Here is a 15,300-nt window from a genome sequence, read left to right on the forward strand (position 1 = left end):
GAGCCTTTCGCCGTACCCCTTGGTCGGGGCCGTGGCCCGCCTGCCTCTGCTTTTCCCTGGGCGGTGCCGCCGGCACGGTCGGCTGGGCGGGGCGGCGGCGGTAGGAAACGGAGAGGCGGAGCCAGCGGAGGTAACGGCATACTCCCAGGCACGATGAGCGATCCATTCGTCCTCAGCAGGCCCGGCGGAGCCCGATGGGTGGTTCATCCGCCCCAAGACCCGTATGGCGACGGCTACGTCTTCACCGTTGCCACGGAACTGCATGAGGACGGCATGACAGCGTCGACGGTTGCCAACATCGACGGGATCATCGTCGACCCTCGCGTTACGAGGCTGCCGAGCTTCGTAGCGGGCGCTGGCGGCGGATTGGCGGGGTTGGGACGGAGTCCGCGTCTGGACGTCGTTGGAGGACCATCTTGCCCTCGATGCTCGCCACGACGGGGCGGGGCTACGTGTCGCTCGGCGTGACGCTTCGGGCACCGGGCCTCGACCTGGGGAACAGCGCCTGGTCCGCACGGGCCGTGTTCGTCCTGGAGGCAGGGGAGGAGATGACCCGCCTCGCCGCAGACCTCAGCCACTTCCTTGCGACGTAGGCGGAGCGGAGCTGTCCCGGCACCTGCGGGCCGCCTGGGCACACAGCCCCGTGGCAACGTGGGTGACGACCTCGGCGCGGCCGATGCCGCCTGGCCGGACGAACAGCTCCGGGCGGCGGCAACGACCGACCTCGAGCAGGCGCTGGCCCTCGGCGGCGCGCCGACCGCCCCCGGCGCTGGCGTGCCCGCAGAGTAGCGTCCGAAGTGGCGGTCCCACCCTTCGCCGGAACTCAGCTCGACCTCGGTAGCGGCAGCACCAGGACGTCCATCGGCGGAATCAGCTTCGGGGCGATCGTGCCGCACTGCTGCCACCCCATCCGCTCGTAGATGCGTCGGGCCGGTGCCGCCGGATTACTTGCCAAGATCGCGTACGGCTCCGGCCGGCCGTCGAGCAGCATCCCCAGCAGCCGGCGGCCGACGCCCCGGCCGCGGTACGGCTTCCGGACCATCCACTCTGGAATCATCAGCTTCGGTACGTCGAGCAGGTCTGCCGGCGGCTCGCCGACCCGCGGCTCCATCCACTCTCCAGCCGGCATCGTGTGGCCGTAAGCCGCGCCGACCAGCCGACCAGCGTCAGCGTCCACCGCCCGGGCCAGGCTGAAACCGGACTGTCGGAGCTGGTCGCGGAACCGGCGCCGAAACTGGGCGACGTGCTCCGGCCCCTCCTCGTACGGTGGCTCCGCGTACACCTCGGCGTACAGCTCCTGCATCTCGCCGGCGAGCGCGCGCGCCTGGTCGGCGTCGAGCAGGTCGTACTTCAGGTCGGCCATGGCCAGCAGCCTACCGAGCGGGCAGTACCGCCAACCGGTCTCGCAGATCGCCGGCCTCGGCTCGGCGTCGCTCCGTCTCCGGACCGCGACAACTCGACGGGCGACCTCGTACAACAGGGCGTTGTGCTGGTCGGCGGGCAGCTCGTCGAGGACGTCGGCGGCGTACCGGAGCCCGTCCGCGACGTGTCCGGACTGGATCAGGCACGATGCCCGGTGCATCTGCAACGGGGTACGCTCGCGCGCCACCGGCGCCCACCGTCGTCGCGGCCACCGGCCGGATCGAGGAAGCCGCCGGGGAAGCAGGCCGGCCACGAGACACCCGGGCTCCCCGCTCGTGGTACCGCGTGGGCAACACACCGTGGCCGAGTGTCTCCCGCAGCGGGCGCCTCGTGCGGCCCTCCCCGGGGCGCGGGACGGGTGCGGCCGGGGCCCGGTGCGGGGGCCCTAGCCGTGCTGGGGTGAGGCGGCGTAGGCGCGCATGAAGGTGTCGACGGCGGCGCGCGCGATGTCGCGGAGTTCCTCCTCCGCGACGGGACGGGTGCCGAACCGGGAGCGTGACTCGACCGGTCCGGTGAGCAGGCTGATGAACTGTTCGGCGGCCTGATCCGGATCGGTGGGACGGATGTGACCGGCGATGCAGAGCCGGGCGAGCCGGTCGGCCAGCGCCTTGGTGACGCCCGGTCCATCCACCGGCAGCACGTCGAGCAGGTCGGGAAAACGGGTGACCTCGGCGTAGAGCAGGCGCCGCATCGCCCAGGAGCGCTCGTCGCAGTAGCAGCGAAGCAGCTCGTGCCCCACAGCCTCCAGCATCGCGCGCAGGTCGTCGCCGCGATCGGCCATCCGCTCGATCGCGGCCATAATCTCGGCCGTCAATGTCGCGGCCGCCGCCTCGATCGCGTGCCGGAACAGGTTCGCCTTGTCGGTGAGGTGGTTGTACACCGTGGGCTTCGCCACGCCTGCCTCGGCGGCGATCTCGTTGACGCACGCCTGCGCGTAACCCTGACGCGAGAAGACCGCGAAAGCGGCGTTCAGAATCGCTCGCCGCTTGTCGATGCGCCCACGTTGGGGCTTGCGCCCGGTAGCCGACAGGACCCGTACGTCGCTCACAACCTGTGAGCCTATCGCGCTGCAACAGATCAGAAACAAACGGGTTCAATTGTCTGAACTCGCTTGCGTAGTACCCGAGCGAGCACTAACTTGAACCTACTGGTTCAAGTGCGCGTCCGTTGATGTGGAGACACCGATGACGCAAGCGCGTGACGACAGGCTCGATCCCGCACTGCTGCGACTGGTGGGCGTGGTGCTGCTGGGCGGGATCATGGGCATCCTTGACGGCACGATGGTGGCCGTCGCGGTCGACACCCTCACCGCCAGGTTCGACACCGCGGTGAGCACGATCGGCTGGGTCTCCACCGGCTACCTGCTCGCCCTCACCGCGACGATCCCCGTGACCACGTGGGCGGTGGACCGTTTCGGGGCCCGTCGGCTCTGGCTGTTCGGTCTGCTGTTGTTCCTGTCCGGCTCGCTGGCGTCCGGACTCGCCTGGAACGTCGCCAGCCTGATCGTGTTCCGGCTCGCACAGGGCGTCGGGGCGGGCATCCTCGACCCACTCGTGTTGACCCTGCTCGCCCGAGCCGCCGGACCAGCCCGCGCGGGACGGGTGATGGGCCTGATGGGAGCGGTCCTGCCGCTCGGTCCGGTGCTCGGTCCGGTCGTCGGCGGGATCGTCCTAGACACTCTGAACTGGCGCTGGATGTTCCTGGTCAACCTTCCGATCGGGGCGGTCGCGTTTCTGCTCGCCCTGCGCGTCGTGCCGGTCGATTCGCCGGCGGAGGAGCAGCCCCAGAGCCGTCTCGACGTGCTCGGCCTGGCGCTGAGCGGCCCCGGGGCGGCGGCGCTGATCCTGGCCCTGACCCAGGTCGCGCAGACCGGCAGGTTCCTGGCCGGGCCGGTGCTCCTCCCGCTCGTTCTCGGCGCCGCTCTGCTGGTCGCCTACGTCGTGCACGCACTCCGGGTGCGGGACGTGCCACCGCTGATCGACGTCCGGCTGTTCCGCAGCAGAAGCTTCTCCGCCAGCGTGACGGTGCAGGGGCTGGTCGGGGTGGCCTCGTTCTCGATCCTCTTCGTGCTGCCGCTCTACTACCAGCAGATGCAGGGAGCCGGTGACGGCGCGTTCGTCGCCGGGTTGCTGGTGGCTCCGATGGGGCTCGGCTCCGTGCTCGCCATGCCGGTGGCCGGGCGGCTCAGTGACCGGCTCGGTGCCCGCGGTCTCGCCCTGGGTGGGGCGGTGGTGGCCGCGCTGAGTGCCCTCGCCTTCACCCGGATCGATGCGGACACCCACCCGGTCTGGTCGGGGCTGGCGGCGTTCGTCATCGGCGGCGGCCTGGGCTTCGTCGGAGCTCCGACGATGGGTTCGCTGTACCGCACCCTGCCCGGGCACCTGGTGCCGCAGGGCAGTTCCGTGCTCTACATGCTCAATCAGCTCGGCGCCTCGATCGGGATCGCGGTGGTGGCGGTCATCGTCGACGTCGCTGGACAGGACGACCCGATGCGGGGCTTCCACGGAGTCTACTGGTGGGTCTTCGCGACCGTCCTCGTCATCCTGGCCGGCAGCGCCCTGCTGCCGGGGCGGCCCGAGGAGGCCGCGGCGACCCCGGCGGACCCGGCCGACCCGGCGGCCGTGCCGACGACGGCGCACTGAGTCTTCGCGCGGATCGCGGTGGGGCAGGCCGACCCCGAGCCCGGTGTCCCGAGTGGACAGCGACGAACAAGGCGGTGAGCCGGACGGGGCGGGGTTGGCCGCCCTGCAACGTGCCATCCCCGGCCAGTTGGCCGAATCCACAACATGATCTTGTCGGCAGGCGGCTCGGCGCGTTGCTGAACGCAGGCCGACGATTGCCGAGTTTCGGATGTCTCGTGTCCTTGGTCGCTGTTCTCGACTGGGCCGTCCGTCTTCGGGTGATCTGGTGACACCTCTCGGCGGGCGACCGCCCTACCGAGGCCGCCGTATCGGCGGCGTGACCCGCGTCACCATTACTGCCGCTATTCGGTGTCCGGTGCCTGATTCGTGCCACAACAAGCCGAATGCACGAACTCAATGTCGTTACATACGTAACTCTTTCCACAAATAACTTGCTACTTTGCTTCAAAGACGTGTATAAATCAACTGGCAAGATCTAGACCTGTTTCGGAAACGCCGGGTATCCCCTGTGGGGAGTCGCCTGCCCCGCTGCTCAACTCCGTGCAGGTGTCGATCTTCGCCGAGGTGGACCACGCCTGCGAGCAACGGACGTCGAACGGGGGTTTCCATGCGTATCCTCGTTGCTGAAGACCGAGCGCGGACACCCCAGCCACTCGGCGATGCCCTGGCACGCAACGGATACCGGGTCATCACCGCTGACACCGGTGGCGCCGTCCTCGCCGCGTACGGTGACGTGGATCTGGTGCTGCTCGATGTCGACCTGGCGGACATCGACGGGCTGGAGGTGTGCCGCCGCATCCGAGCACACAGCCAGACGCCGATAATCGCGTTGACCGAGGCCACCGCCGGCGTCGACCGCGTCCTGGTGCTTCACGCAGGCGCCGACGACTGCCTCAACAAGCCGTACGAGTTGCGGGAGTTGCTGGCCCGCATCGACGCCGTGACGCGCCGGTTCCGTGCTTCCCACGATCGGTGTCGGCAGATGAGAAGCCTCTCGATCGGCGGGCTCTGCATCAACGCGGAAGCACGAGACGTCCGGATGCACGGGCAGCCGGTCGACCTGACCCGCAAGGAGTTCGACCTGCTGTATCACCTGGCAAGCAACTCCGGCAGCGTGCTCAGCCGCGAACGGCTGATGGCCGAGGTGTGGGGCGACTCGACCGCGCACACCCGCACCGCACGGGCCAGCCGCACCATCGACACCCACGTCAGCTCGATCCGCAGCAAGATCGGTAGCAAGTGGATCCGTACCGTGCGGGGCGTCGGCTTTCAGTTCGGTGTGGCAGACCAGACCACCTGACCCTTCGCCGGACGTCGTGATGGTTGCACCCGGCCGGGCGAGGTGATCCTCCCCACCAGCAGGCCCGGACCTCCGTCTCGGCCGCCCCTGCGGCCGAGACGGATCGGGCGCGGGAGGTGGGCGTCCGGCTGAGCCGCCCGGCCGCACCACCCGAGCCCGACCCGCGCCGCGGGCCGTGGATTCCCGGCCGGCGGCGCGGGTGTCGCGGGCGGGAATCGGCGTGCGTCCCCGGGAGCCTCCCGGCGCCAGCGGGTGGCGCGTGCCGGCGCGGCGCCACCCGGCGTCCGCGGTCCGGGTGGCGCCGGCTCGGGTCGCCGGGCCCGCGTGCCGACGTCTCGCCCCGGTTCCAATCCCGCAGCTGCGTTCGCCTCGTCGGCCGCCGGTCGGGTTGACAATACTCTGACGATTTTCTGCGCATGGTTTTGCGGTCGCCCGCTTGCGGGTGACACCGGCATGTCACAGGATCAGACCAGAATCAATCATTTGCATCTTCCTGTTCCGCACCGACGGTGGTGCGCGCGAAATCGCGACCTCACCTGCCTCCGACACATGTCAAAAGACTGCACATTGGACGACCAGGCGAGCCGGGAGAAGCTCATGGATGCTTCTGTCATCATTGTTGGTGCGGGACCGACCGGACTAATGCTGGCCGGCGAACTTCGGCTGGCCGGAGTCGACGTCACCGTCCTGGAGCGCCTGCCCCGGCGTACCGGTGAATCGCGCGGAATCGGTTTCACCGTCCGGACCATGGAGGTCTTTGACCAGCGCGACCTGCTGCGCCGGTTCGGCGCCTTTCAGACCACCACGCTCGCCCACTTCGGCGGACTTCCGCTTGACCTCGCCGTCCTTGGGACGAGACACCACGCCGCCCGGACGGTGCCCCAGTCCGAGACCGAGCGGGTGCTGGAGAACTGGGCGACGGAACTCGGCGCGGACATCCGGCGCGGACACGAGGTCATTGGGCTGACCGACAGCGGCACCGAGGTTTCGGTGCGGGTCCGCAACGCCGACGGCGAGCACACCCTGCGTGCCCGCTACCTGGTTGGCTGCGACGGCGGCCGGAGCACCGTCCGGCGTGCCGCCGGCTTCGACTTTCCCGGCACCGCGGCCACCACCGAGCTGTTCCTGGCCGACCTGCGCGGCGTCGAGCTCGAACCGCGCATGATCGGTCAGCAGGTGGCCGGCGGCATGGTGATGGTCGCCCGGCTGCCGGACGGCACCCACCGCATCATCGTCGGCGAGCGCGGCGCTCCACCGCAGCGGCGGAACAGCCCGCCTCGTTTCGAGGAGGTCGCGGACGCCTGGAAGCGCCTCACCGGGGAGGACATCTCGCACGCCGAGCCGGTCTGGGTGAGCGCCTTCGGCGACGCCGCCCACCTGGTTACCGAGTACCGGCGGGGCCAAGTGCTGCTCGCTGGCGACGCCGCCCACGTCCACCTGCCGGCCGGTGGACAGGGAATGAACACCGGCATCCAGGACGCGGTGAATCTGGGCTGGAAGCTGGCCGCCGTCATCGGCGGCGCGCCGGAGTCGCTGCTCGACACGTACCACACCGAGCGGCACGAGGTGGGCCGGCAGTTGCTGATCAACGCCCAGGCCCAGGGCCAGCTCATTCTCGGCGGCAGCGAGGTGCAGCCGCTGCGTGACGTCCTGTCTGAGCTGATCGGGTACGAGGAGGTGGCCCGGCACCTGGCCGCGAAGGTCAGCGGCCTGGACATCCGGTACGACGTCGGGCGCGGCCACCCGCTGCTCGGCGCGCGCATGCCGCACCTGGAGCTCCGGGTCGGCACCCGCGAGACCAGCACCACCCGGCTGCTGCGGGCAGGCCGCGGAGTGCTGCTCGACCTGGCAGACAACGACCGGGTGCGGACCCGGGCGCGGCCCTGGCGGCACCGGGTCGACATCGTCACCGCGGTCGCCCCGGAGCTGCCGTCGGACAGCCCGCTTGCCGGGATCACCGCGGTGCTGCTGCGACCAGACGGCCACGTCGCGTGGCTGGCACCCGGCAGCCACCACGACCTGCCCATGGCCCTGAACCGCTGGTTCGGGCCTGCCCGCTGACGTCTTGCGAGAGGACACCATGCACAGCACGTTGATCGTGGCGAGGATGGCGCCGGAGTCGGCAGAGGAGGTCGCCCGGATCTTCGCCGGGTTCGACGAGACCCCCACGCCGCACCTCATGGGAACCCGGCGGCGGCAGCTCTTCAGCTACCGTGGCCTCTACTTCCACCTGCAGGACTTCGACGACGACACCGGCCGCGAACGGATCGAGGAGGCGAAGACCCAGCCCGCCTTCATCCAGGTGAGCGCCGACCTCAAGCCGTACATCACCGCGTACGACCCGGCCACCTGGCGCTCGCCGGCCGACGCCATGGCGCGGCGGTTCTACCACTGGAGCGCATCGTGACCGCGGCCGGTGACCGTCGGGTCGTGATCACGGGCATCGGCGTCATCGCGCCGGGCGGGGTGGGGGTGAAGGACTTCTGGCAGCTCCTCACCGATGGGCGGACCGCGACCCGGCGGATCTCGTTCTTCGACCCGTCGCCGTTCCGCTCGCAGGTGGCGGCCGAGGTCGACTTCGATCCCGAGCTGCACGGACTGCGCCCGCAGGAGATCCGCCGGATGGATCGGGCGGCACAGTTCGCGGTGGTGACCGCCCGACAGGCGGTGCGCGACAGTGGGCTCGAGTTCGACGCCCTCGATCCGCTGCGCACCGGCGTGACCATCGGCAGTGCGGTCGGCGCCACGATGGGGCTGGACCAGGAGTACCGCACGGTCAGCGACGGCGGCCGGCTCGATCTCGTCGACCACCGGTACGCGGTGCCGCACCTCTACAACTACCTGGTGCCCAGCTCGTTCGCGGCCGAGGTGGCCTGGGCGGTGGGGGCCGAGGGGCCGGTCAGCGTGGTGTCGACCGGCTGCACCTCCGGGCTCGACGCGGTCGGGTACGCGGCCGAGGTGATCCGGGAGGGCACGGCCGACGTGATGGTGGCGGGGGCGACCGACGCTCCCATCTCTCCGATCACGGTCGCCTGCTTCGACGCGATCAAGGCGACCACACCGCGCAACGACGATCCCGAGCACGCCTCCCGGCCCTTCGACGCCAGCCGCAACGGGTTCGTCCTCGGCGAGGGGGCCGCGGTCTTCGTGCTCGAGGAGTTGAGCGTGGCCCGGGCCCGGGGAGCGACGATCTACGCCGAGGTGGCGGGGTACGCCACCCGCTCGAACGCGTTCCACATGACCGGGCTGCGTCCGGACGGCCGGGAGATGGCCGAGGCGATCCGGGTCGCGCTGGCCGAGGCCAGGCTCGATCCGGAGGACATCGACTACGTCAACGCGCACGGCTCCGGCACCAAGCAGAACGACCGGCACGAGACCGCCGCGTTCAAGCGCAGCCTCGGCGAGCACGCGTGGCGGGTGCCGGTCAGCTCGATCAAGTCGATGATCGGTCACTCGCTCGGCGCCATCGGATCGATCGAGATCGCCGCCTCCGTACTGGCGATGACGCACCACGTCGTGCCGCCCACCGCCAACCTGCACAATCCGGACCCCGAGTGTGACCTCGACTATGTGCCGCTGGTGGCCCGTGACTGGCGGACCGACGCGGTCCTGTCGGTGGGCAGCGGGTTCGGTGGATTCCAGAGCGCGATGGTGCTCGCCCGACCGGACCGGGATCGGCGATGACCGCACGGGCCGTCGTCACCGGGCTCGGCATCGTCGCGTCCAACGGCATCGGGCGCGACGCGTACTGGGCCGCGACGCTCGCCGGCCGCAGCGGCATCGGCCGGATCACCCGCTTCGACCCCACGCCGTACCCGGCCCGGCTCGCCGGTGAGGTGTCCGGGTTCGCGGCCGAGGAGCTCCTGCCGAGCCGGCTGCTGCCCCAGACCGACCGGATGACCCGGTTCGCGCTGGTCGGCGCGGACTGGGCGTTCGCCGACGCCGGGATACGGCCACAGGAGCTGCCCGAGTTCGACATGGGAGTGGCCACGGCGAGTCACGCCGGAGGGTTCGAGTTCGGCCAGAACGAGCTGAAGGCACTGTGGAGCAGAGGTGGCCAGTACGTCAGCGCCTACCAGTCCTTCGCCTGGTTCTACGCGGTCAACAGCGGCCAGATCTCCATCCGGAACGGAATGCGGGGCCCGAGCAGCGTGGTGGTCAGCGACCAGGCGGGTGGGTTGGACGCGGTCGCCCAGGCCCGCCGGCAGATCCGCAAGGGCATCCCGCTGATGGTCGCCGGGGCGATGGATTCCTCGATCTGCCCCTGGGGCTGGGTGGCGCAAATCGCGTGCGGCCGGATCAGCGTCAGCGAGGCGCCCGACCGGGCGTACCTGCCGTTCGATGCCGAGGCCTGCGGATACGTCCCGGGCGAGGGCGGCGCCCTGCTGATCATCGAGGAGGCCGACCACGCCCGGCGGCGCGAGGCACCCCAGGTGTACGGCGAGATCGCCGGGTACGCCGCGACGTTCGACCCGCGGCCCGGCAGCGGCCGGGACAGCGGCCTGCGCCGGGCCATCGAGCAGGCGCTGCGGGACGCGGAGATCCCACCGGACGGAATCGACGTGGTCTTCGCCGACGCTGCGGCGACACCGGAACTTGATCAGGTCGAGGCGACCGCGATCACCGGCGTCTTCGGGCCCGGCGGGGTTCCGGTGACCGCACCCAAGACGATGACGGGTCGGCTGTACTCCGGTGCCGCCCCGCTGGACCTGGCCGCGGCGTTGCTGAGCATCCGGGACGGGATCATCCCGCCGACCACGCACGTCCGGCTCGCCGACCGGTACGAGATCGACCTGGTACGGAACGCGCCACGCACCGCCCCGGTGCGGGCGGCACTGGTGCTGGCCCGCGGCTACGGCGGATTCAACTCGGCGATGGTGGTGCGCGCCCCGACCTGAACCCCGCGCCGGCACACACCACCCCCTGACGGAGCCTGACAGAAAGGAAGGACGGAGATGAGCACGGCCCAGACGGGCTCGTTCACCGACGACGATCTCAGGCGCATCCTGCGCGAGGGCGCCGGCTCCGACGAGAGCGTCGACCTCGACGGCGACATCCTCGACAGCACGTTCGAGGAACTGGGCTACGACTCGCTGGCACTGCTGGAGACCGGCAGCCGGATCGAACGCGAGTACCAGATCACGCTCGAAGACGACGCCGTCTCCGGCGTCCGCACTCCCCGCGAACTGATCGACCTGGTGCAGCAGCGGCTCGCGGCCCGGCCGAGCTGAGGGGTGCCGGCGGAGTCACCGGCCGAACCACCGGAACGAGACACGAGGAGTGAGATGACCACAGAACCGTCGAGGGTCGCGCTGGTCACCGGCGCCACCAGTGGGATCGGACTGGCCGTGACGCGGCAGCTCGCCGCGGCCGGGCACCGGGTGTTCATCTGCGCCCGGACCGCCGAGCGGGTGGCCGGCACGGTGAAGGATCTGCAGGGCGAGGGGTACGACGTCGACGGCGTTCCCGGGGACGTCAGCTCCCCGGAGGACGTCCGCGCCGTGGTACGGGCCGCGGTGGACCGGTACGGACCGATCGACATCCTCGTCAACAACGCCGGCCGCAGCGGCGGCGGAGTGACCGCGGAGATCACCGACGAACTCTGGTTCGACGTGATCAACACGAATCTGAACAGTGTCTTCCTGGTGACCCGCGAGGTCCTCACCGCCGGGGGAATGCGGGCCAAGCGGTGGGGTCGAATCATCAACATCGCCTCTACCGCCGGCAAGCAGGGCGTCGTCTTGGGTGCACCGTACTCGGCCTCCAAGCACGGGGTGGTCGGCTTCACCAAGGCGCTCGGCAACGAACTGGCGCCGACCGGCATCACCGTCAACGCGGTCTGCCCCGGGTACGTCGAGACACCGATGGCGCAGCGGGTCCGGCAGGGGTACGCCGCGGCGTACGGCACCTCCGAGGAGGAGATTCTGCGTCGCTTCACAGCCAAGATCCCGCTTGGCCGTTACGCGACGCCGGAGGAGGTCGCCGGTCTGGTCGGCTATCTCGCCTCGGACACCGCGGCGTCGATCACCTCGCAGGCGCTCAACGTCTGCGGCGGCCTCGGCAACTTCTGACTGCGCCTTCGAACCGGAACACCGACCGTCCGAGCCGGCCCACCCGCCACCCACGTGTCCGCCCTGGCCGGCGACGAGAGGAGAGAGCATGACCCAGCACGAGCCGCGTGAGGTGGAGCACACCATCACCGTGCACGCCCCCGGCACCGAGGTCTACCGGCTGCTGGCCGAGGTGGAGAACTGGCCACGGCTCTTCCCACCCTCGGTGTACGTCGACTACCTGGAGCGGAACGGGAACGAGGAACGGATCAGGATCTGGGCCACCGCCAACGGCGACGTCAAGAGCTGGGCCTCGCGCCGGCGGCTTGACCCGGAGGCGCTGCGCATCGAGTTCCGGCAGGAGGTCTCCGCGCCTCCGGTGGCGGAGATGAGCGGTACCTGGATCATCGAGCCACAGGGTCCCGACGAGACCCTGCTGCGCCTGCTGCACCGGTACCGGGCCGTCGGCGACGACCCGGACGGACTGGCCTGGATCGAGCAGGCGGTCGACAGCAACAGCCGCGCCGAGCTGGGCGCGCTGAAGACCAACCTGGAACTCGCCGCCGGCGCAGAGGAGCGGCTCCTCTCGTTCACCGACAGCATCCGGGTCAACGGTGCCGCCAAGGACGTCTACGACTTCGTCAACGAGGCCCAGCTGTGGGCGGAACGGTTGCCCCACGTCGCCCGGGTCCGTCTCACCGAGACCACCCCGGGCCTGCAGGTGCTCAACATGGACACCCGCACCCGCGACGGGGCAACGCACACCACCGAGTCGATCCGGGTCTGCTTCCCGCACCGGCGGATCGCGTACAAGCAGACCACGCTTCCGGCCCTGATGACCCTGCACACCGGGTACTGGGAGTTCACCGAGGACGACCAGGGCTGGACCACAGCCACCTCGCAGCACACAGTGATGATCGACAGCGAGAAGATCACCCAGGTGCTCGGGCCGGGGGCCGGGGTGACCGAGGCCCGGTCGTTCATTCGGGAGGCCCTCGGCAACAACAGCCGCGCGACGCTCCGGCACGCCAAGGAGTACGCGGAAGCGAGGCGCTGACCGGTGACCGGCCGCCTAGACACCGACGTGATCGTCGTCGGGGCGGGACCGGTCGGGCTCGTGCTCACCGGCGAACTGCGTCTCAACGGCGTTCGCGCCATCACGCTGGAACGGCTGCCCGAGCCGACCGGCGAGTCCCGGGCCTCGATCCTGCACGCCCGGACCATGAGCCTGTTCGCCGAACGGGGGGTGCTCGACTGGCTGGGCCCGGTTCCCGAGGGCGGACCCGGTCACTTCGGCGGCATCCGGCTGGACCTGGCCGCCGCTGCCCCCGGGCATCCCTTCGCCGGCCAGTGGGAGTGCCCGCAGGCCCGGCTGGAGGTGGTGCTCGGGGAGTGGGTCGCCGACCTGGGCGCCGACGTCCGGCGTGGCCACCTGGTGACCGGACTGCGCCAGCACCCCGACCGGGTCGAGGTCGACGTACGCACGCCCGACGCCGACGGGATCCGCCGGCTGAGCGCGGCGTACGTGGTCGGCTGCGACGGCGAGGACAGCACGGTGCGCCGGTTGGCCGGCATCGACCTGGCCGGTGCCGGCGCCACCCGGCAGATGCTCCGAGCCGACGTGGTCGGGATCGACATCCCGAACCGGCGGCTGCAACGTCTGCCCAATGGTGTCGCCACCGCGTACCGCCGGGCCGACGGCACGACCCGGTTGATGGTGCACCGGTATGGGCGGCCGCCCCGGACCGGGCAGCCAGCGCCCGACTTCGCCGAGGTGGTGGCGCTTTGGGCCGAGGTGACCGGCGAGGACATCGGCCACGGTGTGCCTCGCTGGGTCAACCGGTTCGACGATGCCTGCCTCCAGGCGACCCGGTACCGGATCGGGCGGGTCCTGCTCGCCGGCGACGCCGCACACGTGCAGATGCCGATCGGCGGGCAGGCGCTCAACCTCGGCATCCAGGACGCGATCGACCTCGGGAGCAAACTCGCCGCCCGGGTCACGGGTGCGGCCGACGAGGCCGTCCTCGACGCGTACCACGCTGGTCGGCACCCGGTCGGCGCACGCACCCTCACCAACATCAGGGCCCAGGCCCACCTGCTGTTCGGCGCCGACGTCGACGCGCTGCGTGCCACGTTCGCCGAGCTGCTCTCCATCGACGTGGTCCGGGACCACCTCGCCCGGATGATCAGCGGCCTCGACGTACCGGAGACGACCGTGACCGCCGGCGCCGGCGAGCCGGCGTCCCCGGCGACGCAGGGCCACCGAACCCGTTCCGCCGCACCCGACAGGAGCGCCAAAATGGAAAAACTCACCGGCAGGACAGCTTTGGTCACCGGCTCCAGCCGGGGCATCGGCCGGGCCACCGCGCAGCGGCTGGCCAGGGAGGGTGCCCTGGTCGCCGTGCACTACGCGACGAACGAGGAGGCGGCGCGGGAAACCGTCGAGCTGATCGAGAAGGATGGCGGTCGCGCCTTCCCGGTCCGCGCCGAGCTGGGCGTCCCCGGTGACGTACACGAACTCTTCCTCGGTCTGGAGCAGGGGCTGAAGGAACGCACCGGGGACACGACGCTCCACATCCTGGTCAACAACGCGGCGGAGACCTCGCCGACCGGCATCCCGCCGGCTGACGTCACGCCGGAGCAGTTCGACCGGTACGTCGCGATCAACGCCAAGGCACCCTTCTTCATCGTCCAACGGGCACTGGACCTGATCCCCGAGGGCGGGCGCATCATCAACATCTCCTCCGGGCTCACCCGCTGCGCCAACCCCGATCAGGTGGTCTACGCGATGACCAAGGGGGCGATCGAACAGATCACCCTGCACTTCGCCCGGTACCTCGGGCCGCGCGGGATCACCGTGAACACGGTGGCACCCGGCATCACCAACAACGGCAACCCGGTCTTCGACGTGCCGGAGATCGTGGTCGAAATGGCGCGGCTGTCGGCGTTCCGGCGTGTCGGCGAGGCCGCGGACGTCGCGGACGTGGTCGCCTTCCTCGCCAGCGACGACGCCCGCTGGATCACCGGGGCGTTCATCGACGCCAGCGGCGGCACCCTGCTCGGGCAGTGAACCGGGCACCGACTCGACGAGGAGACGGCATGATCTCCGACAGTACCCGCGTCGCCCTGGTGACCGGCGCCAACAGGGGCATCGGTCGGGCCATCGCGCGCGGGCTCGGCAAACGTGGTTGCCACGTCTACCTGGGAGCGCGTGACGAGGGCCGGGGCCGCGCCGCCGAGCGCGAGCTGCGCGCCGAGGGCCTCGACGTCCACTTCATACGCCTCGACGTGACCGACGAGTTCTCGGTGACGCTCGCCGCGAAACGCATCGAGGAGGAGGTGGGGCGGCTCGACTCGCTGGTCAACAACGCCGGCATCGGCGGGCCGCCCCTGCCGCCCAGCCAGACCCCGATCGAGCAGGTGCGGCGCACGTTCGAAACGAACGTGTTCGGCGTGATCACCGTGACCAACACCATGATGCCGCTGCTGCGGCGCTCGGCTGCCGGCCGGATCGTGAACGTCAGCAGCCTGCTCGGGTCGCTGCGGCACGCCGCCGACCGGACCGATCCGACCGGGGTCTTCCCGCCCGGGGTGTTCCCGGCGGTCCTGGACTACAACACGTCGAAGGCGGCGCTCAACGCGATCACCGTCACCTACGCGAACGAGCTGCGCGACACCGGAATCCTGGTCAACGCGGTCTCTCCGGGCTTCGTCGCCACCGACATCAACGACCACCGGGGCGTCCTCACCCCGGAACAGGGCGCCCGCATCCCGGTGCTGCTGGCGACCCTCGGCGACGACGGGCCCACGGCCGCCTTCCTCACCGAGGACGGAACGCCGACCGGGCGGCGGCTGGAGTGGTGATGGTCGACGGAGACGCCACCGA

Annotated in this window: 15 protein-coding genes and 1 pseudogene; 14 read left to right on the forward strand and 2 right to left on the reverse strand. The window is 70.5% G+C overall.

Annotated elements, in window-relative coordinates:
• Positions 1 to 355 precede the first annotated feature (355 nt).
• The 3 genes and pseudogenes from EF879_RS28705 to EF879_RS27150 all read left to right on the forward strand — a co-directional run.
• Positions 356 to 415, forward strand: a pseudogene (locus EF879_RS28705) (hypothetical protein); the annotation flags it as partial.
• Between the two features lie 10 nt (positions 416 to 425).
• Positions 426 to 593 (forward strand): DUF6228 family protein, encoded by a 168-nt coding sequence (locus EF879_RS27145; protein WP_158624100.1) that lies wholly within the window; start codon positions 426 to 428, stop codon positions 591 to 593.
• Between the two features lie 58 nt (positions 594 to 651).
• Positions 652 to 789 carry a hypothetical protein gene (locus EF879_RS27150; RefSeq protein ID WP_158624101.1) on the forward strand — a complete coding sequence of 46 codons (138 nt, stop codon included), beginning with the start codon at positions 652 to 654 and terminating at the stop codon, positions 787 to 789.
• A gap of 34 nt (positions 790 to 823) precedes the next feature.
• Here the strand turns inward: EF879_RS27150 and EF879_RS02775 are convergent, their stop codons facing one another.
• Both EF879_RS02775 and EF879_RS02780 read right to left on the reverse strand, forming a co-directional pair.
• Positions 824 to 1,363: a GNAT family N-acetyltransferase gene (locus EF879_RS02775; protein WP_123555299.1), complete on the reverse strand. Its 540-nt coding sequence runs from the start codon at positions 1,361 to 1,363 to the stop codon at positions 824 to 826.
• Between the two features lie 444 nt (positions 1,364 to 1,807).
• A complete protein-coding gene (locus EF879_RS02780; protein WP_123554289.1) occupies positions 1,808 to 2,470 on the reverse strand; it encodes a TetR/AcrR family transcriptional regulator in 663 nt (220 codons plus the stop codon).
• A 136-nt stretch (positions 2,471 to 2,606) separates the two neighbouring features.
• Here EF879_RS02780 and EF879_RS02785 point away from each other — a divergent pair, with 136 nt between their 5' ends.
• The 11 genes from EF879_RS02785 to EF879_RS02835 all read left to right on the forward strand — a co-directional run bounded on the left by EF879_RS02785 (position 2,607) and on the right by EF879_RS02835 (position 15,278).
• Positions 2,607 to 4,064 (forward strand): DHA2 family efflux MFS transporter permease subunit, encoded by a 1,458-nt coding sequence (locus tag EF879_RS02785; protein WP_123554291.1) that lies wholly within the window; start codon positions 2,607 to 2,609, stop codon positions 4,062 to 4,064.
• Between the two features lie 607 nt (positions 4,065 to 4,671).
• Complete coding sequence (locus EF879_RS02790) at positions 4,672 to 5,364, forward strand: response regulator transcription factor (protein ID WP_123554293.1); 693 nt, start codon at positions 4,672 to 4,674, stop codon at positions 5,362 to 5,364.
• Between the two features lie 549 nt (positions 5,365 to 5,913).
• On the forward strand, positions 5,914 to 7,425 hold the full coding sequence (locus EF879_RS02795; RefSeq protein ID WP_123554295.1) for an FAD-dependent monooxygenase: 1,512 nt from the start codon (positions 5,914 to 5,916) through the stop codon (positions 7,423 to 7,425).
• Positions 7,426 to 7,444: 19 nt separating this feature from the next.
• Complete coding sequence (locus EF879_RS02800; protein ID WP_123554297.1) at positions 7,445 to 7,771, forward strand: TcmI family type II polyketide cyclase; 327 nt, start codon at positions 7,445 to 7,447, stop codon at positions 7,769 to 7,771.
• A 23-nt stretch (positions 7,772 to 7,794) separates the two neighbouring features.
• Positions 7,795 to 9,048: a beta-ketoacyl synthase gene (locus EF879_RS02805; protein ID WP_305036032.1), complete on the forward strand. Its 1,254-nt coding sequence runs from the start codon at positions 7,795 to 7,797 to the stop codon at positions 9,046 to 9,048.
• Complete coding sequence (locus tag EF879_RS02810) at positions 9,045 to 10,262, forward strand: ketosynthase chain-length factor (protein WP_123554301.1); 1,218 nt, start codon at positions 9,045 to 9,047, stop codon at positions 10,260 to 10,262. The genes EF879_RS02805 and EF879_RS02810 overlap by 4 nt, the downstream gene beginning before the upstream one ends.
• 57 nt (positions 10,263 to 10,319) lie before the next feature.
• Positions 10,320 to 10,595 carry an acyl carrier protein gene (locus EF879_RS02815; RefSeq protein WP_123554303.1) on the forward strand — a complete coding sequence of 92 codons (276 nt, stop codon included), beginning with the start codon at positions 10,320 to 10,322 and terminating at the stop codon, positions 10,593 to 10,595.
• A gap of 54 nt (positions 10,596 to 10,649) precedes the next feature.
• Positions 10,650 to 11,435, forward strand: coding sequence for a 3-oxoacyl-ACP reductase FabG (gene fabG / locus EF879_RS02820; protein WP_123554305.1), 786 nt, complete (start codon positions 10,650 to 10,652; stop codon positions 11,433 to 11,435).
• 88 nt (positions 11,436 to 11,523) lie between these two features.
• On the forward strand, positions 11,524 to 12,471 hold the full coding sequence (locus tag EF879_RS02825; protein ID WP_123554307.1) for an aromatase/cyclase: 948 nt from the start codon (positions 11,524 to 11,526) through the stop codon (positions 12,469 to 12,471).
• A 3-nt stretch (positions 12,472 to 12,474) separates the two neighbouring features.
• Complete coding sequence (locus EF879_RS02830; protein ID WP_123554309.1) at positions 12,475 to 14,484, forward strand: SDR family oxidoreductase; 2,010 nt, start codon at positions 12,475 to 12,477, stop codon at positions 14,482 to 14,484.
• 29 nt (positions 14,485 to 14,513) lie between these two features.
• Positions 14,514 to 15,278, forward strand: coding sequence for an SDR family oxidoreductase (locus EF879_RS02835; RefSeq protein ID WP_123554312.1), 765 nt, complete (start codon positions 14,514 to 14,516; stop codon positions 15,276 to 15,278).
• The last annotated feature ends 22 nt before the right edge of the window (positions 15,279 to 15,300 follow it).

This window comes from Micromonospora sp. HM5-17, from assembly GCF_003762835.1.
Lineage (GTDB): Bacteria > Actinomycetota > Actinomycetes > Mycobacteriales > Micromonosporaceae > Plantactinospora.

What these genes read in the sequence shown, in the direction of transcription:
- EF879_RS02775 (WP_123555299.1), bottom strand. Translation starts at nt 1,363, where the DNA reads ATGGCCGACCTGAAGTACGACCTGCTCGACGCCGACCAGGCGCGCGCG.
- EF879_RS02835 (WP_123554312.1), top strand. Translation starts at nt 14,514, where the DNA reads ATGATCTCCGACAGTACCCGCGTCGCCCTGGTGACCGGCGCCAACAGG.
- EF879_RS27145 (WP_158624100.1), top strand. Translation starts at nt 426, where the DNA reads ATGCTCGCCACGACGGGGCGGGGCTACGTGTCGCTCGGCGTGACGCTT.
- EF879_RS02810 (WP_123554301.1), top strand. Translation starts at nt 9,045, where the DNA reads ATGACCGCACGGGCCGTCGTCACCGGGCTCGGCATCGTCGCGTCCAAC.
- EF879_RS02785 (WP_123554291.1), top strand. Translation starts at nt 2,607, where the DNA reads ATGACGCAAGCGCGTGACGACAGGCTCGATCCCGCACTGCTGCGACTG.
- EF879_RS02790 (WP_123554293.1), top strand. Translation starts at nt 4,672, where the DNA reads ATGCGTATCCTCGTTGCTGAAGACCGAGCGCGGACACCCCAGCCACTC.
- fabG (WP_123554305.1), top strand. Translation starts at nt 10,650, where the DNA reads ATGACCACAGAACCGTCGAGGGTCGCGCTGGTCACCGGCGCCACCAGT.
- EF879_RS02795 (WP_123554295.1), top strand. Translation starts at nt 5,914, where the DNA reads ATGTCAAAAGACTGCACATTGGACGACCAGGCGAGCCGGGAGAAGCTC.
- EF879_RS02800 (WP_123554297.1), top strand. Translation starts at nt 7,445, where the DNA reads ATGCACAGCACGTTGATCGTGGCGAGGATGGCGCCGGAGTCGGCAGAG.
- EF879_RS02815 (WP_123554303.1), top strand. Translation starts at nt 10,320, where the DNA reads ATGAGCACGGCCCAGACGGGCTCGTTCACCGACGACGATCTCAGGCGC.
- EF879_RS02825 (WP_123554307.1), top strand. Translation starts at nt 11,524, where the DNA reads ATGACCCAGCACGAGCCGCGTGAGGTGGAGCACACCATCACCGTGCAC.